18 protein-coding genes are annotated in these 17493 nt (G+C 38.3%); 10 read left to right on the top strand and 8 right to left on the bottom strand.

Going from position 1 to position 17493, the window contains the following annotated elements; translation table 11 throughout:
• Positions 1 to 11 precede the first annotated feature (11 nt).
• Positions 12 to 584, top strand: coding sequence for an L-threonylcarbamoyladenylate synthase (locus tag Q8P68_05705; GenBank protein ID MDP4008657.1), 573 nt, complete (start codon positions 12 to 14; stop codon positions 582 to 584).
• On the opposite strand, the gene Q8P68_05710 is transcribed toward Q8P68_05705, so the two are convergent.
• Entirely contained in the window at positions 581 to 1099 is a 519-nt protein-coding gene (locus Q8P68_05710) for a small multi-drug export protein (GenBank protein ID MDP4008658.1), read from the bottom strand. The two genes, Q8P68_05705 and Q8P68_05710, sit on opposite strands and share 4 nt — an antisense overlap.
• Before the next feature lie 329 nt (positions 1100 to 1428).
• Here Q8P68_05710 and rsmH point away from each other — a divergent pair, with 329 nt between their 5' ends.
• From rsmH to Q8P68_05745, 7 genes are all read left to right on the top strand, one after another.
• A complete protein-coding gene (gene rsmH, locus Q8P68_05715; protein ID MDP4008659.1) occupies positions 1429 to 2343 on the top strand; it encodes a 16S rRNA (cytosine(1402)-N(4))-methyltransferase RsmH in 915 nt (304 codons plus the stop codon).
• Between the two features lie 382 nt (positions 2344 to 2725).
• Entirely contained in the window at positions 2726 to 3121 is a 396-nt protein-coding gene (locus Q8P68_05720) for a hypothetical protein (GenBank protein MDP4008660.1), read from the top strand.
• Between the two features lie 79 nt (positions 3122 to 3200).
• Positions 3201 to 4199, top strand: a complete 999-nt coding sequence (gene gap / locus Q8P68_05725; protein ID MDP4008661.1) for a type I glyceraldehyde-3-phosphate dehydrogenase — start codon at positions 3201 to 3203, stop codon at positions 4197 to 4199.
• 18 nt (positions 4200 to 4217) lie between these two features.
• Positions 4218 to 5114 carry a class 1 fructose-bisphosphatase gene (locus Q8P68_05730; protein MDP4008662.1) on the top strand — a complete coding sequence of 299 codons (897 nt, stop codon included), beginning with the start codon at positions 4218 to 4220 and terminating at the stop codon, positions 5112 to 5114.
• 84 nt (positions 5115 to 5198) lie between these two features.
• A complete protein-coding gene (locus Q8P68_05735) occupies positions 5199 to 6719 on the top strand; it encodes a hypothetical protein (protein MDP4008663.1) in 1521 nt (506 codons plus the stop codon).
• 104 nt (positions 6720 to 6823) lie between these two features.
• Complete coding sequence (locus tag Q8P68_05740) at positions 6824 to 7405, top strand: sigma-70 family RNA polymerase sigma factor (GenBank protein MDP4008664.1); 582 nt, start codon at positions 6824 to 6826, stop codon at positions 7403 to 7405.
• A gap of 58 nt (positions 7406 to 7463) precedes the next feature.
• Positions 7464 to 9341 (top strand): DUF5667 domain-containing protein, encoded by a 1878-nt coding sequence (locus tag Q8P68_05745; protein MDP4008665.1) that lies wholly within the window; start codon positions 7464 to 7466, stop codon positions 9339 to 9341.
• On the opposite strand, the gene mraY is transcribed toward Q8P68_05745, so the two are convergent.
• The 7 genes from mraY to Q8P68_05780 form a co-directional block, all read right to left on the bottom strand.
• On the bottom strand, positions 9318 to 10364 hold the full coding sequence (gene mraY, locus Q8P68_05750; protein ID MDP4008666.1) for a phospho-N-acetylmuramoyl-pentapeptide-transferase: 1047 nt from the start codon (positions 10362 to 10364) through the stop codon (positions 9318 to 9320). The two genes, Q8P68_05745 and mraY, sit on opposite strands and share 24 nt — an antisense overlap.
• A gap of 14 nt (positions 10365 to 10378) precedes the next feature.
• Positions 10379 to 11263: a D-alanyl-D-alanine carboxypeptidase family protein gene (locus Q8P68_05755; protein ID MDP4008667.1), complete on the bottom strand. Its 885-nt coding sequence runs from the start codon at positions 11261 to 11263 to the stop codon at positions 10379 to 10381.
• Positions 11264 to 12037, bottom strand: a complete 774-nt coding sequence (locus Q8P68_05760) for a pseudouridine synthase (GenBank protein ID MDP4008668.1) — start codon at positions 12035 to 12037, stop codon at positions 11264 to 11266.
• Position 12038: 1 nt separating this feature from the next.
• Positions 12039 to 13469, bottom strand: coding sequence for an LCP family protein (locus tag Q8P68_05765; protein ID MDP4008669.1), 1431 nt, complete (start codon positions 13467 to 13469; stop codon positions 12039 to 12041).
• Positions 13470 to 13717: 248 nt separating this feature from the next.
• Positions 13718 to 14008, bottom strand: a complete 291-nt coding sequence (locus Q8P68_05770) for a hypothetical protein (protein MDP4008670.1) — start codon at positions 14006 to 14008, stop codon at positions 13718 to 13720.
• Positions 14009 to 14045: 37 nt separating this feature from the next.
• Entirely contained in the window at positions 14046 to 14723 is a 678-nt protein-coding gene (locus Q8P68_05775; GenBank protein ID MDP4008671.1) for a hypothetical protein, read from the bottom strand.
• A 95-nt stretch (positions 14724 to 14818) separates the two neighbouring features.
• Positions 14819 to 15145 (bottom strand): hypothetical protein, encoded by a 327-nt coding sequence (locus Q8P68_05780; GenBank protein ID MDP4008672.1) that lies wholly within the window; start codon positions 15143 to 15145, stop codon positions 14819 to 14821.
• Positions 15146 to 15338: 193 nt separating this feature from the next.
• On the opposite strand from Q8P68_05780, the gene Q8P68_05785 reads away from it, so the two are divergent.
• Positions 15339 to 16799, top strand: coding sequence for a ComEC/Rec2 family competence protein (locus Q8P68_05785; protein ID MDP4008673.1), 1461 nt, complete (start codon positions 15339 to 15341; stop codon positions 16797 to 16799).
• A gap of 38 nt (positions 16800 to 16837) precedes the next feature.
• A complete protein-coding gene (nth, locus tag Q8P68_05790) occupies positions 16838 to 17473 on the top strand; it encodes an endonuclease III (protein ID MDP4008674.1) in 636 nt (211 codons plus the stop codon).
• Positions 17474 to 17493 lie beyond the last annotated feature (20 nt).

Here is a 17493-nt window from a genome sequence, read left to right on the forward strand (position 1 = left end):
TAAATCTATGTATGGAAAAAATTGTTGAAGCTTTAAAAGCTGGGAAGATAATAGTTCACAATACAGATACTTGCCTTGGGATGGCGGTAGATATTTTAAATGAAGAGGTAATCACTTTGTTGTATAAGGTGAAGAGGATGAGTAAAGATAAGCCGGTTAGTATTTCGTGTAGCGATATTGAGATGGCTAGTCGGTACGGACTTTTTTCTGAAAAAGCTTTGGAGCTTGCTGAGAAATGTCTGCCAGGAGCTCTGACTTTGATTGTGCCTCGTACGAAAAATTTGCCAGAGTGGATAAATCCAGGTTTAGATAGTATAGGGATAAGAATTCCTAACGATGAATTTTCTTTAAAGATGGTGTGCGACTTTGGAAACCCGGTGACCACTACAAGTTGTAATGTATCCGGAGAACAGGTGTGTTTGTCTGATTCTCAGGTGAGAGGGGTTTTTGGTAAATATGTTGATAGTGGAGAGTTAATTGTAGCTTTTGACGGCGATACTCATCCAAAAATCTCAACTATTATAAAGGTAGTAGGTGATTCTATTGAAATTATTCGGCAGGGAGAGGTTCGGCTCGACGTTTAATTTGCAAATAGCCCCATAATTGCTCCGACTAAGCCATCGATTCCGGTAGTTAGGCTTGTGACTATAACCGCCGCCCCGAGCACCCCTAAGAATATAAGGCCGATTGCTCTCCAGTAAGGGACTTCAAAAAGATATGCAACCAAGCATCCCGTCCATGATCCAGATCCTGGTATTGGTACTGCAACAAAAGATACTAGAAATACAGCTCCTACGGCTAAGAATTTCGCTGAGTGCTTGGTATGAGTTTTGTCTATTACATGCTTGTAAAGTCTATCCATCCATTTGACACGACTTGTAAAAAAATCCCTTATTGGTTCTAGAAATTTAAGTACAAAGAAAACCGGTAGCATATTTCCTATTACTGCTATCCCGACAGTTGTGAGTAGTGGAAGTTTGTATGCAAGTAGGCCGACCGGTATTGCTCCTCTGAGTTCTATTACCGGAGTAATGCTTAAAATTAAAACACCAAGGTGCGGATTGATATCTTTGAAAAATTCTGCGAGAAATTGAATCATTTATAGTGTGGTCTATAGTGAAGCCAAGTTTATGTTGTTCTATTTTAAATAACAACAGATTTTTTGTGTATAAAAATATTGCACAATTATTTGAAATACGATGCAACTAAAAAAGTGAGTTGCCAACTAAGGCTTGTGTAAGGGCGAAAGTGCGGGCTTCGCCCGCATCGTGAACACATTTTTTGAACCCTAGTTGTACTTTTGCACATAAAGTGTTTGACATCGGCTGTGCAAAGCTATAATTTTGGATACAGCACACAGTTCAAAAAAGTTATACACGATTCGTGCACAAGTTTTGAACAGTTGTACGGTACTTATTCCCGAAAAGCATGGTATCTCAGCCAAAAAATCACGTACCAGTATTACTGTCAGAGACGCTAGAATACTTGAAAATAAGGTCAAATTCCGTAATTGTAGATTGCACCCTTGGACTTGGTGGTCATAGTATGGGAATCCTCCATTCAAATGACACTGTAAAAGTTATAGGGATTGATCAAGACGCAAGTAATCTCAAGGAAGCAAAAGAGCGTCTTAAGCCATACGGAGATCGAGTGAGTTTGCACCATAGGAACTTTGAAGAGTTATATAGTGTAATCGAAGAGGAGGGATTGGTTGGAAGGATTGACGGAATACTTCTGGATCTCGGAATATGTTCTACACATATAGATAATCCGGAAAGAGGGTTTTCATTTAGACAAGAAGGTCCGCTAGATATGAGATTTGATAGGACGAAAGATTTTACAGCAGCAGATATAATAAGAGAATATTCAGCGGAAAAACTACAAGAAACGTTCTCGAAATATGGAGAAGAGCAAGAGTCGAAGACTGTAGCTGAAGCAATAGTAGAGGCTAGAAAAAAAACTGATATACAAACGACAACACAGTTAATTGAGATCATTGAAAATGCGAAACGGTTCAGGAAGCCAGGGAAATCAGCAGGTACAAATGTTTTCCAAGCTCTCCGTATAGAAGTAAATCAGGAGTTCAGAGTGTTAGAAAAAGCATTGGAAGATGCTATTAAGATACTTGCCCCAGGTGGTCGAATCGTTGTAATCGCATATCATTCACTTGAAGATAGGATCGTGAAATTATGTTTTAAAAAGTATGAGGCTAAAGGAAAAAAAGATGATGAATGGAAACTTGTAAAATTCATTGTCAAAACTCCACTTAAGCCAACTGAAGAGGAGGTGCAGAGTAATCCCAGATCTAGAAGTGCGATGATGAGGGTCGTCGAAAGAGTGTAAGTCCGGCTCGACTATAAAGAGCATAACAATATAAATCTCAGAACGAGATTCAAAAACAAAAAGCAAAAAACAAATAGTTTTTGGGGGACCAGGATACGGAGAGGGATTCTGGTCCACCCCAAAAACGCCATCCCGCCGAAGGCGGGACTCCCTACCGCTCGTCGGCTCCTAAAACCACACCCAAGTTTTGCTCAATATTTTTTACCCCACGCAACTCGCTGCAAGCTTGAGTTGCGAAATAGGGCGCTTAAGCTCCTTATCCCCCTCAAAATGAACGTCGGCCCGTATCTACCATGAGAAAGCATCACCCATTGTCTCCGCGTCAATAACGGAGGCTCCGCTTTCACCCCACTTTCGCTCAATATTTTTCACCCATTTTTCGATGACTAACGCCGCAGTCCTTGAACGTAAACAACGGAATACTATAATTGGTAAGATGTCTGAATTCCGAGCCGGTCTTCAAGACTGGAGAGCTTCTTTACGTAGTCTTAGCACTATAAGTTCAATTACTATAATAGTTATTCAAATAGCTGTTTTTTCAGTTCTTTGTTTGCTTTATTTGGCATTTTCAAACAGGTATGTAACTCAAGGATATGTTGTGAATAGACTTGAATCTGAGCGTGAACATTTGATTATCCAAAACGAAGTTGCAAATCGTCGCGTTGAAGAATCAAAGTCATTATCTTTGATTCGTGAATTCTCAGATAAGGAGATGCTTATCGCATCAAACAGAATTTACGTAGAAACTCGTGATACTCAGATCGCTATAGCGAGGTAGTCTTAAATCTATTGAACTTCGGCGTACACTTATATATCTTGTGTGCGTTTGTGTTTTCTTTACATTTTAATTCGCTAAAATGACAATTAATATTGCTATTAATGGCTATGGGCGTATAGGACGGGATCTTCATCGTCAGTTAATTGGGCACCCAAATATTAAGGTTAAAGCGATAAATTCCAGAGCGGATGCGGAGTCTCATGCCCATCTTCTTAAGTACGATTCTCTTTATGGTACACTTCAAGCCGATATAAGCTCGACGGAAGGTTTGTTGAAAGTAAATGGTGATGAGACGAAAGTTTTGCAAATTGAGGAACCGGTTGATCTTCCTTGGGGCGAGCTTGGGATAGATGTTGTCATAGAATCTACAGGTAAATTTACAAAAAAAGATGAAGCGGCATGTCATTTGACGGCCGGTGCCAAGCGAGTACTTATAACCGCTCCTTGCAAGGACAAAGATGTTGAAACTATTGTAATGGGTGTAAATGAAAATAGTTTTAATCCTTCTGAGGATAAAATAGTTTCAAATGCATCGTGTACTACAAACTGCCTTGCTCCGGTTATGAAGGCTTTGCACGACGCTTTCAAAGTTGAGCAGGCTTTTGTTACTACTATTCACGCACTTACTCACACTCAAAATCTTCTTGATAATTCTCACAAGGATCCGCGTCGTGCACGCGCTACAAATTCTTCGATAATTCCGACAACGACAGGTGCTATGAAGGCTATTGGTCAAGTGATTCCGGATTTGGATGGCAAGATTGACGGTATGGCTTTCCGAGTTCCTGTGCAGACAGGGTCATGCGTTGACATAGTTGCTAAACTTTCAAAAGAAGTAACAGTTGAAGAGCTAAACGATATGTTTAGAGCTGCGGCCAAGGCTAACCCGGAAGTGTTTGGAGTTTCCGAAGAGCCACTAGTCTCTATAGATTACAAAGGAGATACTCATTCAACTACAGTCGATTTGCTTTCTACAAAAGTTATGAATAATGGTTTTGTAAAAATAATTGCTTGGTATGATAACGAATGGGGTTATGTTGCTAGAGTTTTGGATTTGATAGAGTGGATCACTAAATAGTTTGTTAATTCCCAATTTATGAATTTAGAACAATACCTTGAATCAGCCGGATGTGAGAGTGGTCTTATTTCTGTTGTCCTTGATCTTGCAGAGTGTGGAAAAGGTATAATGGATGCTATCCGTACGACAGAAACCGGTGCGAAATTGCATTCTGAAAACTCTTCCGGGGAAACTCAGATGGCACTTGATGTTGTATCGAATGATATTCTTACAAAGGCACTTGAAGCCAATGGAAACGTATCAGTTGTCGGGTCGGAAGAACTAGAAGATCTGCCTGCGTTTAGAGATAGCGGTTATGCGGTCGTTTACGATCCACTTGATGGCTCTTCACTTCTCGATGTAAATCTTGCTGTGGGGACTATTGTAGGGATATATAAAGGAACAGAAATTATTGGTCATACCGGAGAAACTCAGGTGGCATCTTTGATTTTGGTATATGGGCCTCGACTAACTATGATGTTGACTGTGAGACAAGGTACGCATGAATTTAGACTTGAGAATGATGAGTTTGTTAGAACTAAATCTGATATAAAATTGGATTCAGATGAAAAGATGTTTTCTCCAGGGAATTTGCGTGCAGCCGCACATAATGAAGGATACAGAAATCTTGTAAATTACTGGCTTGATAACGAATACAAACTTCGATACTCAGGAGGGATGGTACCAGATATAAATCAAATTCTACTTAAGGGATGTGGAAGTTTCATATATCCGGGATACGACGCCCAGCCAAATGGAAAGCTTCGCTTACTCTTTGAATGTGCGCCGATGGCATTACTTGTGGAACAGGCCGGTGGAAAGGCAAGTGATGGGACTATGCGTATTCTTGACTTAACAATTGATAAGATCCACCAAAGAACTCCTATCTTGATTGGGAGGACTGAAGATGTAGATAAGGCTCTCGAGTACTTATAGAACAAATAGGACGTTTCGCAACCCATAGTCTCTTGCAATGAATTGAGAGGTAGGTAGTATCTGCTACTGAATTAATTTATGTATATGAATCCAGATGAGTGTCCTCGTGCGTATGAGTATTATGGCAAACCTCTTACCATCGCAGGTTTCAACTTAATTGATGAGGTTGGGATACTTGGCTCACTTTCATCCGGTTTTCAGTTGTCTCGTGATGAATGTATGCAGCTTTTGATTGATAAGACCGGAGACATGGTTCTCGCAGAAAGATATCTTGGTTCGACTTTGGATTATTTGTATATCCAAGGAATCTTAGATTTTAATGGTGGAAGATATAGCTTGACCTCTTCCGGTGGGGATCTTTTGTATAATAAAAAAAACTTGAAAGAGTTGGTTGGTACTTATGGTCCGCTTTCTGCGCTCAGTGCCTATGAAAGTTTCGGAGAGGGTGAGGTTATGACGTTGCGAGATTGTAATGTGGATGTTGGTCAAATTGTTGGGAATGAATTTTTACAAGACGTTTTGGTAGTGCCTGCGATTGCGATTTTAAGAGAGGTTCGGCTTGAACTTGAGGAGTTGAATTTGACTCAGGCGTTAGTTCAGAGGGGAAGATTTGATATGCAAGATATTGAACGAAGGGGTGAGCCGGCAAATTTACATTTTTTATTAGATGCGCTTAAAGCTAAAGGTTTGATAACCGGTAGTGGTGGCCGAGTCATAGCGACCAAGGCTGGTATGGAGGTTTTTAAAAATCCCGGCTATGCACAATATATATTATCTTATTATGCAACATATGGAGCACTTCCAGAGCTTGGAATCGGTCAAGTTATATACGATCAAGTAAAATGGGATCAGCCTGGATTTGTTGGGAGACATCCAGGGCATAACGCCAAAGGTTCCGGGGATATTTTAGGTTATAGAGTTTTACCTTTTATAGAAACTCTTTTTCGTGAAGATGGGGCGTTATATGACTATGCTTTGGAGTCCGGCTTCGATGGTTTAACTCTTGTGAGTTTTGGTCCAGGGGATGGTAAAGTTTGTAGAAGTACTGTTGGTGATACTGATGGATGTGTACAACGTTCAGTTGGCGTGGAGTTGAGTGTTGGAGCAATTGCTCATGCGACCGCATTGGATGCAAGCGCTGGATTATCTTCCAATATCGGATATATTCATGGAAGTATGATTAATGAAGATGACGTGCGAAGGTTGGGTGAGATGGCGCAAAGTTCTTCTCTTGGCATTGTTGGTGAGACGTCATTTATTCCTCATGATATTGGTCTTGCTAATACCGGTGAATTTTTACATTTGTATAGGAAGTATTTTCCCGGTAGCCCTATTATAATTAATGAATCCTTTGAGGTCCCAATAGAAGTTATGCATAAGTGTCGATCCCATCAGCCTCCTTCATTTTGGTATTCACATAAAGTGTCCGGTCAGCAGCTCGCACCATCCCAGGTATGGAGGGACTTATTTAGAGAATGTGGGTTTAGGGAAATGGTAGCGGCTAATGGTGATTTGGTGGGTAGGGTGCATTCTTCTATAGCAGATCGCACTATCCCAACTATTAAAACTATGGTTTTGGAACCGATTAGTGGCTTTACTTCGTAAAATCTTGTAACGATTTTGACGTTTTTTTGTTATTACACCTATGGTAGAGTTCTTTTCCGAGACTTGATTCTATTCATAGTTTTTGTATAAACTTCAAGATACTTATGGCACTCAAATACAACAAAGATAAAATTGAAAAATTGGTTTTACGCAGTCAGCAAGGTGACAGCGAAGCCTTTGGTCAGATTTATGATGTATTTGTAGATGCGATTTATCGTTATGTTTATTACCGTGTAAAAAATGAAGAGGTTGAGGATTTGGTAGAGATCGTTTTTCTTAAATCTTGGGAAAATATCAATAAGTACAAAAAAGGAAAATATTCTTTTTCCGCTTGGATATTTCGTATAGCACATAATTTGGTTATAGATTATTACAGAGGTAAAGAGGCAAGGGTAGATACTCTTCAATTGGATGAAGTTCTTGAGGAGACGATTCAGTCTTATCAGCGTGAGCACAAACCTATAGGATGTACAGAATTAAATTTGAATAATGAGATTCTTATTCGGGCACTTGGCACTTTGAAAAAAACGCATTATGACTTTATAGTACTCAAATTTATCAATCAGCTTTCCAATGAGGAGATAGCTGAAATCTTGGGTAAAAATGAATCAGCACTTAGAGTTATGCAGTTTAGAGCTCTAAAAGAACTCAGGACTGTTTTACAAGCATTTGAATTTGACATCTGAATATTGTAACAAAACCCTTTAATTACCGTATTAAATAGCGAAAACCCCTATAATATATATGAATTTCTTTAAGACAGATAACGGTGATGATGAATTGAAGCTTGAAAAAGGTATAACAAACCTTGCTTCTTTTGGGTTGCCAAGTAAGTCTGTCAAGAAGGTTATGAAATCACGTTTGATGAGTTCTATAAATGATCAAGCGGAATTAGCTCAATATGAAAAAATGATTTCTCCGATCCGGAAACTTGCTGATTCTTTGCAGGTACCACGTGAAGTTAATATGAGTATGAGAAGACGTCTTATGAACCGTATTTCTCTCGACCTTGGTTCGTTTTCTTGGTTTGATGTTTGTGAAAAAAGTATTTTTGGTAGAGCTTCCATCGCGACCGCTATGATTATAATGATTTCTTTTGTAAGTATTTTTACATTCCAATTGAATACGCCTATTTCATATGCCAAAGATAGTCTGCTTTTTAATATCTCCGGAGATGTTTATGTATATCGAGCAGGTATGTTGATTCCGGTAGTGGATGGTTTTGTTTTGCAAGAGGGCGATAAAATCCATACCGGATATGGTTCCGGTGTTACAGCTATATTTATGGACAGGACTATGAGCAGGGTTGATGAAGAATCAAAGTTAAATCTGAGTAAGTTATATAGTGACGATTTCGGTAACACGGAAGTTACTCTTGGAGTAGCAGCGGGGCGTATATGGTCTAAAGTCCCATCGTTAATTGTTGGATCTTTCAATGTTGCAACCCTGCATACGGTTGTAAAGGTGCGGAGAAATGCTACTTTTGATGTGGATGTTGATAAAGAAGAGCAGGTGGCAATATCTGTAGTGGAGAATTTTGTTGACGTTGAGCTTTCTTCTTATAATCCAGCTGTTAAGACTACTGTCGTTGAAGGCGAAAGTTTGATTGTAAGTGAAGGGAAAAATAAGATTGTAAGTTTGGATGATAAGGACTTATGGCTTCGTATGAATATGTCAAAAGATGAGTTCGAAGGTCAACTTCTTGCTCAACAAGGTTCATCTGATCTTGAAGATGCAGTTGGATTCCTTCCAACTGATAAATTATATGGAGTTAAGATGTTCAAAGAAAATCTTGGTATGGTTCTTGGTATTAATCAACGTGAGAAACTTGAAAATCAGCTTAATATAGCTAGTAAAAGACTCGCCGAAGCTGAGGTTTTGATTCAAAAAGGTTTGAGTGGAAATGCTGAAGAAGTTCTCAAAGAGTATAAGCAAATAATGCTTGATATTACTCATGAATATAGTGATCTTATAGGTATAGAAGACGTAGAAAGACAGCTTTCTGCTATGATGGCACAGGACAAAAGAAGGTATTACACAACTCTACCAGGATCCAGTTTATCCGATGTAAAAAAAGTTGTTGGAGAAGTTGAGTTCTTGCTCGCAAATGATCGTGTTCGTGCAAACCAAATAGCTTTGAACCATGCATCTGATGATCTTTATCAAGTGTTTAATCTTTTGAAGCATGGTGGAGCAACTATGGCTGAAGTCTCAATTGAAGATTATCCAAATATTCTTCAAAATACATTACGTGATTTGGTCGCTTACAATCAGCATGATCAAGATGGATATTTTAGAGCGGCGTTCGTCACCGCTTTGTCAGATTTAAAAACAATTAATGCATTACATGAGGTTGTCGGCTTTAATGGAATTATAAATGTTGAAAGCGTACAAAGTAGAGTGATCGATACGCTTGATGAATATTTTGTTATAGCAAATACTGATTCTTCTTACGATGATTTGCTTGCTGAGTTCATGGTCTTACAAAAGGATAATCTTGATGAACTGGTTGAATTAAGTGAATTCGTAGGTGTGAACGATCAAAATGCTGCGACTGTAGATATCGCTTTGGTTGGACAGACGGTAGTTTCTGATGAGCTAGATTTGAGTGATACCGAGTAGGGTCCCAAGCCCTGCGAAGAAGGCTCCGATTATCCAAAACCTCATGGTTACCTGATGAGCAGGCCAGCCGATGTGTTCGAAGTGGTGATGTATTGGTGCGATGTAAAATACCTTTTTTCCATTTCTTAGTTTTTTGGAAGTGAGTTGAATGATTATAGAAAGAGTTTCAATTACGAAGATAAACATTATAAGTGGAAATACGACAACTGAGTTTGTGAGCATGGCAATAACCCCCATAGTTCCGCCGAGGGCTATTGAGCCCGTGTCGCCCATAAAGAATTTGGCGGGAGGTATGTTGAACCATAAGAATGCGAGCAGAGCCCCTATCAGTACGCCACAAAATGCTGTTAATATGAGTAGGCCTTGAGAATAAGCAATGATTCCCAGTGATAGTAGAGCGAGTATCGATAGCCCTCCGGCAAGGCCATCAAGCCCATCGGTAAAATTCACTGAATTTGCAGAGGCGATTATTATAAATATGAAAAGTGGTATGTACCATAGTCCAATAAAATAATCTCCGAAAAATGGGATGTGAATAGTGTCGTATCCAAGTTTGAAATAAAACCAATAAGATCCAAGTGCAGCAAAAAAAGTAAGCCATAAAAACTTTGGCCTCATATTTATACCATGTGATTTGCCCCAGCCACGGATGTTGAAATAATCGTCTACCGCACCGAGTAGTCCTAATGTAACGAGAGTGAAAATTGGAAGATATGTTTCTTTCCTGTTGATTAATGAATGATCTACTACTCCAATATAAGATATAAATCGAGTTGCGAGTACGATGATCAAAGTAGTTACCCAAATCAATATTCCACCCATTGTTGGAGTTCCGGCCTTGTGTTTGTGAAGTACATTAAACAGTATCGCCTTTCCACTAGATGCTTCGGTACGAATTCTTTTACTTATTTTTAATTTAATCAGAAGGCTTATGAAAATTGGGCATATAAAATATGCAAGTAAAAATGAACTCACTGTTCCGCCGAAGATAAGGATAAGATTTATAATATGTTCTTCTATCATCGTTATTTATTATATCACCATACGTAGGTTTCCCAAATTTTATCTTTGAGATATTGAGTCTCATTAAACCGAGCAGAGCTATTTAGAATTACAGTTACGATTTCATTCCCGTATGGATTTATAGCAAGTGAGATGAGGCATTCCCCTGCAGATAAAGTAGATCCTGTTTTGAGTCCTTTGATTTCAGGGTCAACCCCCAGAAGTTTATTAGTGTTTATGAGCTTGTGAGTAATCCCACTTACACTTTGAAATTCCATTTCTTTTATGTCTATTATTGATCTTATAAAACTTTTTTTAATAGCATATCCTGCGAGGATCCCAAGATCTTTTGCTGTTGAATAATTATCAGGGTCATCAAGTCCATGTGGGTTTGCAAAATGTGTGTTTTGCATTCCAAGATTCTCCGCTTTTGCATTCATCTTTTGTACAAATAATTCTTCTGAACCGGAGATGTTCTCCGCTATCGCAACCGCCGCATCATTCCCTGAATTGATTAGCATTGAATAAAGTAGATTTTTATAAGTAATTTTCTCACCTTGTTGTAACCAGGCTCTAGAGCCGGTAATTAATGCTGCATTCCTTGATACGGTAGCGACATCATCTAAGTTGTCGACGCTTTCTATTGCAACTATTGCAGTCATAATTTTTGTTAAACTTGCTATAGGTAGTTTTTGTTCAATATTTTTTTCGTATAGTATTTTGTTGGAATTTACATCGAGCACTAGCGCTGATACGGCGGTCAATCTTATTGGGATATCTTCAGATTTAATCGGAATTGGACTCAAGCTTAAAATCTCAATACCTGCAGACCTATGAGGCATATTATAAATAAGTGGCATGTTAGTATTCGTGCCATTTAGAAGTGCGCTTAAGTAAAGTGTAATTAAGGTTGAAAGCATTTAATGTAATAAAGAATTTATTTCATCCTGCGTTAGTGATCTATAAGTCCCGGTTTTCAGGTTCCCGAGTTTTATGCTCCCTATGCGTATTCTTTTCAAATCCATATACTTATACCCGATTCGCTCCATCATTAATCTTATTTGTCTTTTTCTCCCTTCTTCAATTGTTATGTGTATTATAGTTGGCTTCCCATCATTTTTTATAGTTTCAACTTTTTTTGCTTTTGCTATGTATTTTTCAGATGTCTTTCGGTCGGTTTGGATCCTCTCCACTTCAATTTCAATACCATTTTTCAATTTATCTATGTCTTCCTTTTTAGTTATTTTGTTGATTCTTATTTCGTACTCTTTTTCACATTTATTTGATGGATGCGCTATCTTGTGGAGGAAGTCACCATCGTTTGTAACTATTAGTAATCCTTCAGTGTTTTTATCAAGGCGCCCAACTGTTGATAATCTCATATCCGGTAATAATTCAGTGACCAATTTATCTTCATGTTGAGTTTCGTTTGCGCAGATATATCCTTTTGGCTTGTTGAGTAGGTAGTAAACTTTTTCTGGCATGCCGTCGATTTTCACCATGCCTATCATTACTTTGTCGACTTTTGGATTTATACTTATTCCCATTTTATTTACTATGACTCCATTGACTGCGACGGCGCCGGAGGCTATCAAATCATCGGCTTTTCTTCTGGACGTATAGCCGCTCGCTGCTATGAATTTATTTAATCTTATTTTGTCGCGTGCCGCCTCCGCACTCTGCTCTGTATTCAATTTAAAGTGAGTAAAAAAGTTTAGGATTCTGTTGTTTGAAATCTATGAATTGTTGCCCAAATATTACAACTATATCTGCCTGTGAAGAAAATTTCTCTTTAGAATATTCAGTGCCTTCCGCACTCACCGCTTCGACCCCCAGTAATTCACCTAGGGCTTCCAGTGTAGCTTTACTCGCGTCCTCTGTTCTGTAGTATATTTGATTCGCCTCAACCTTTTCTTCTGAGTTCCCGTATCGCACTACGTCAAATCCATACCTCTCAATATAAGTTAAACCGTCAAATGCCAGGTTTGGAGTTTTAGTACCATTGAGTACATGTATAGGAGCATGCTCTATTAATACGTTTGTTTTATACAGTACTATGTTTGCAAATTTTTGTATTTCATCAAATTTATTTGTTTGAGGAACCAATACAAAAGCTCCGCCATAAAATTCACGCTCAGGTGTATATAATAACCCTCCTTGTTTATATGGGTCATCGTTTATCACTGCATGAGTTATATTTGCACTACTAAATTTTGAAGCTTTTCGACCTAGATATATAAATTCATACATCTGTAGGTCAGTTTTTATATTTTCTTGATAACTTTGATATAGTTTTTTTAACTTTGTTTTTGAAAATAAAACTTCAGATGATAATAGTTTGCTTTGTATAGCTCCGAGTACATCTTTTTGCCTTCTTGCTCTATCAAAATCCGAAGTTGTTTTTCTACTTCGTACGTATTTCAAAGCCGTTTCTCCATCTAATTTTTGCACACCTTCTTTTATATAAAATGGTTCATATTCATACGTTTCACCCTTTGGAAAAAATGGATCGTATAATGTTTCCGGTACATTTACTTCGATTCCACCTATACTATCTATAACATCTTCAAATCCGGAAAAATCAACTAAAGCATAATAGTGAATTGGTACGTTTAATATTTCTTGAATTTCTTTTCTCATTAACTCCAGCCCCTCTTCGGCCGTATCACCTTCATTTAGTGAAAGTTCCAATACTTTATTTATTCTGGCTCCTCCAAGGCCTTCTGTTTCTACCCATAGATCACGAGGTACGGAAAGTATACCAACCGTATAATCTTTCATGTCTATAGATGCGATCATAATCGTATCCGTAAGGTTTGCTCCATCATGTTGTCCGCCACCTTCTCCAAGTAATAAAATATTTGTGTGATTGTATTCATCGGTTCGTACAGGCTTGTTCAGTACCGCCATAAACACATCTTTGAAGCTTAATTCTTTTATAAACATAAAGCCTTTGAACAATAGCAACCCGAATAAAAGTACTACCAATGCACTTACGATCAAGATTACGTTTTTGAATTTCAGGTGTCCTTTTAGCAATTTCGCATGTTTTTTCGCTGCAATAGAAGCGGTTCTTTTGAACTCAATATGCTTTGATTTGCGTATTTTCTTTACTTTGAAATTCATAGTTTACTATGTGTTACAGTCTTCCTTTGAAGCCCGCCATATTCTACATATATTTCAGCAGAAAACTATAGTAAATGAGAGTTAATCCACTGGGATTTAAAAAGAACAGATTTGAAATCACATACTCCAAGAATTTTGGCATGGATATTATCAACAAAATTGGAATCACAAAGCTGAGCGTACGTGCTTCCCTCGAGTTATTGATCCTGAGCTATACGATATAAGCTCAAGATGAGGCTGTTTTTTTCTTAGAACTCTTCACGAATGTTTTTGATAACCTTCGCAATGACATCATTTGCCTTATTATTACTTAGAGTGTTCCGTACGGTTTCTTCAGCATCGTTTCCCAAGACTTTTCGTATTTCATTGGTGATATTGGGATTGCCTGCGACTGCGGCACGCACAAGCGCATTACTATGCCTCGCCAACGCAATGAGTATTTCCGGGTCTGTATGCGATTGCGCTATAGCTACCAAGTTCACAGTAGATTGATTATTAAGATCATCAACGGTTCCAAAGTCTTCTAAATTAATTGTCATTTGAGTCATTATAGTAAGAGAGAATTAAATCATATTTTTATTTATTTTCAAAGCGAATATTGCATTCTTTGCATGCCTTGCAAATTCTATTGAGCGACACTCCTTTTTTTAAAAGGTCTGTTATTTCATTTTTTATCCATATTTTGCCGGAAACTGAGCTGAGTGCAAATCCTTTCATTTCCGCTTGCGGATCCGTCCATTTCCCATGACTCCCTTTACCTGTGTTTGGAACGGATTCGAGTCCGACTGCTATGAAAAAACGTTCCATTTTACTTCTATCTATCATGATGTTCGGTACCCGATATTTATTATAAATATTGGTACTTTTAGATTGCTCCTCAAAATCCATAGTATTCAGATTTAGATATTTGAAGATTTCGGAAAGAAAATATTTGTAAACATTGGGCTCCATGGAAAGCGATGTTCGAAGATTGCTAAACAAATCCCTTATGGTTTCTATGACGTTGGGATCGGTTTTTGTGGCCTCGCTCAGCTCTGTCTTAAGGCTTTCAGTGACTTCTTCGGCGACCTCATCTATGTCTTCGACGCAGTTGGAAATAGCATTTGGATTATTTGTATACAAATCCACACCTTCGAAATCTTTAAGCGTTATAAAAAGTAGTTCCAAATATTCGCCGGTTTCCGGCAAAATCCGGTGGATTTCGGTTAAGAGTTGATTGAACGGTATGTCGTGTTTTTGTGTTTCTGTGTTCATTTTTTCAAATTATCATCGAATTATACCAAAAATCCTGTTCATTTTGAAGGGGAAGGAGTTCAAGCTTCACCATTTTTTAAAACCTGCCTCCAACCTTAACTTTTCGTGGCACATACCTTGAAACCTCTTTTTCGGCTATCTCTTGCGATATTCGTATTGTCATTTTCGCCTTCATCGATCCCCCCTTTCTCAAAAATGAGATTGGCTTGCCCTTGCGGTTTATCGGGCACAAAAGTGTGCGGCCGCACACTTTTCATCTCGGCTATCGATACGCTTACATCGCTCAGGACTCGTATACCATTCGCTTCATTTTCCTGCGCCGGAAGAGCGCTTGAGTGCCGTATTTTTTGCAAAGAGTGAGGAGTTTTACTCTTAAGAGTAACATTTGAAGGTAAATCATATATTCTAAATAATAAAAACATATTTTGACTTTAGACTTAAATAAAAAGGGTCGAATTAGGACGGGGGGCGAAACACCGGCGCAAAAAATGGTGAACACTTTTGAAAGCTAGAAAACAGGTGAAAAAACCGATTTACCTTGGTTTGGGAGTTTTTTAGAGTTTTTTTAAATGATGTACTGTTGGATTTTAAAGAAATTTTAATTTCGTTTGGTATATGGTAGTTATGAAATTTTCTTTGAAAGTCACATATGGTGTTATTGCATTTTTGGGAGGGGTGCTTGCTTCTGAGATGATTTTCTCGATTGTGTTCAAAGCGGATGTGTTTTTTGGAAAATGGATTTGGTTGATAAGTGGGCTTTTTGTGGGATTGAGTTTTTTGCGTGGTAATGATAGTAGGAGATGGATTATTTGGTTGAAGTTTGTTTTGATTTTTTTTGCCGGAGTGTTTTATTTTAATGGGAGTTTTTTGCAGGGGGATGATCGGGGAGGGGTGAAATATTATGTGGGGCGAGAGGTTGATTGGCAGGTGCGTGTGGATGGCGAGGTTGATGTGCGGCGGACCGGTCAGAAGTTGACGGCCATGGTTGATGGGCTAAAGGGGTACGTGCTTCTGAATTTGCCAAAATATCCGCGGTATGAATATGGAGATGTTTTGAGTGTTTTTGGGTTGCTTGAAGAGCCATTTGAAACGGAGGATTTTTCGTATAAAGATTATTTGGAAAGATATGAGGTGTACGGAGTAATGAAAAATCCGAGAGTGCGAAAGGTTTCTTCAGGAATGAATAATCCTTTTTATAAATATATATTTTTTGTAAAAGATATTGTGCAGAGAAGGATCAACATTTTATGGAGTGAGCCGTATGCGAGTTTTGAATCCGGACTTTTGCTTGGTGCTCGCAAGGGGATTCCCGATAAAATTTTGGAAGCTTTTAATATAACAGGGCTCACTCATATAATTGCGATTTCCGGATATAATATTAGTCTTGTTATAGTTTTGGTTGGAGCGGCCTTTGCTAGCGTCGCTCGTAAAAAGAGGGTTGTATTGTCGGTGATTTTTATAGTTGTTTTTACTGTGCTTGTGGGTATGTCGGCCGCAGTAGTGCGCGCGGCTATTATGGGTTCGATTGGGCTCTTTGCCTTGTATTTTGGTAGGTCGACACGAGTTACTTTGACCCTGCTTATGAGCGCGCTCCTTATGAATTTGTATAATCCAAAAATCATTACATATGATGCCGGATTTCAACTTTCATTTGCAGCTACTTGTGGAATTATTTATGTTTCTCCGAAAATCGAAAAGTGGTTTGTAAGAGTGCCGGAAATTTGTGGGATTCGGGAAGGACTTCAAATGACTATTGCCGCTCAAATCAGCACTTTGCCAATTATTTTGTTTCACTTTGGGCGGCTTTCACTCGTTTCACCTCTGGCAAATATAATGGTTGCTCCATTTATTCCACTTAGTATGGCCGCAGGTGCTATCGCATTTTTGGTAAGCTTGATTTCAAATTTATTGTCTCAGATTTTTATAGGTATTACATGGATTTTTCTTGAGATTATAATTCAAATCACGCTTTTTTGCGCCGCGATACCTTTTGCAAGTTTGGATATTAGTGGATTTGATATTATTTTGCTACTTGGTACTTATACGTTTTTGTATATTTGGTTAAAGGAGAATTGAAAGGTGTTTTTTTAAGATTTTCCGAGTATATTTGTTATATGAAAAAAGAAAAAATCATAGAAATATTTGAAATGCTTCGTCGATTGTATCCGAATCCAAAACCCGCATTGGATCACAAAGATGCATTTACTTTGCTCATTGCAGTTATTTTGTCGGCTCAATGTACCGATGAGCGTGTAAATAAAGTGACGCCGAATTTGTTTCCCAAATATGATTCTCCTGAGAAAATTTTGGAACTTGGAATCGAAAAATTAAAAGAAATTATTCATAGCTGTGGATTTTTTAATGCGAAGGCCGGAAGTATTATTGGGATGTGCCATGGATTGCTTGAAAATCATAATGGGCAGGTTCCAAGTACTTTGGATGAACTTATCAAACTTCCAGGTGTTGGGCGTAAGACTGCTTCTGTTGTTCTTTGCCAATGGTTCAAGGTTCCAACAGTCCCTGTTGATACTCATGTGCACCGGATTACAAATCGACTTGGATTGGTTAAGACGAAAACTCCGGAAAAAACAGAGTTTGCTTTTCGAAAAGTTGTTCCGGAAAAATATTGGATAGATGGTCATTTGCAGATAATTTTTCATGGTCGACAAACTTGTATTTCTCGTAAACCAAAATGCAGCGAATGCGCCCTCAAAGATTTGTGTGAGTGGGTGGAAAAAGAGAGGTACTGATTGTTAGCTGCTTTAATTTT

Source organism: Candidatus Peregrinibacteria bacterium, from assembly GCA_030700255.1.
Lineage (GTDB): Bacteria > Patescibacteriota > Gracilibacteria > UBA1369 > JABINC01 > JABINC01.

Bases quoted from the DNA above. Each gene is read 5' to 3' on its own strand.
- gap (MDP4008661.1), top strand. From the start codon at position 3,201: ATGACAATTAATATTGCTATTAATGGCTATGGGCGTATAGGACGGGAT.
- mraY (MDP4008666.1), bottom strand. From the start codon at position 10,364: ATGATAGAAGAACATATTATAAATCTTATCCTTATCTTCGGCGGAACA.
- Q8P68_05720 (MDP4008660.1), top strand. From the start codon at position 2,726: ATGACTAACGCCGCAGTCCTTGAACGTAAACAACGGAATACTATAATT.
- Q8P68_05785 (MDP4008673.1), top strand. From the start codon at position 15,339: ATGGTAGTTATGAAATTTTCTTTGAAAGTCACATATGGTGTTATTGCA.
- Q8P68_05765 (MDP4008669.1), bottom strand. From the start codon at position 13,469: ATGAATTTCAAAGTAAAGAAAATACGCAAATCAAAGCATATTGAGTTC.
- Q8P68_05745 (MDP4008665.1), top strand. From the start codon at position 7,464: ATGAATTTCTTTAAGACAGATAACGGTGATGATGAATTGAAGCTTGAA.
- nth (MDP4008674.1), top strand. From the start codon at position 16,838: ATGAAAAAAGAAAAAATCATAGAAATATTTGAAATGCTTCGTCGATTG.
- Q8P68_05705 (MDP4008657.1), top strand. From the start codon at position 12: ATGGAAAAAATTGTTGAAGCTTTAAAAGCTGGGAAGATAATAGTTCAC.
- Q8P68_05780 (MDP4008672.1), bottom strand. From the start codon at position 15,145: ATGTTTTTATTATTTAGAATATATGATTTACCTTCAAATGTTACTCTT.
- Q8P68_05770 (MDP4008670.1), bottom strand. From the start codon at position 14,008: ATGACAATTAATTTAGAAGACTTTGGAACCGTTGATGATCTTAATAAT.
- Q8P68_05755 (MDP4008667.1), bottom strand. From the start codon at position 11,263: ATGCTTTCAACCTTAATTACACTTTACTTAAGCGCACTTCTAAATGGC.
- Q8P68_05775 (MDP4008671.1), bottom strand. From the start codon at position 14,723: ATGAACACAGAAACACAAAAACACGACATACCGTTCAATCAACTCTTA.
- Q8P68_05740 (MDP4008664.1), top strand. From the start codon at position 6,824: ATGGCACTCAAATACAACAAAGATAAAATTGAAAAATTGGTTTTACGC.
- Q8P68_05730 (MDP4008662.1), top strand. From the start codon at position 4,218: ATGAATTTAGAACAATACCTTGAATCAGCCGGATGTGAGAGTGGTCTT.
- Q8P68_05735 (MDP4008663.1), top strand. From the start codon at position 5,199: ATGAATCCAGATGAGTGTCCTCGTGCGTATGAGTATTATGGCAAACCT.
- rsmH (MDP4008659.1), top strand. From the start codon at position 1,429: ATGGTATCTCAGCCAAAAAATCACGTACCAGTATTACTGTCAGAGACG.
- Q8P68_05710 (MDP4008658.1), bottom strand. From the start codon at position 1,099: ATGATTCAATTTCTCGCAGAATTTTTCAAAGATATCAATCCGCACCTT.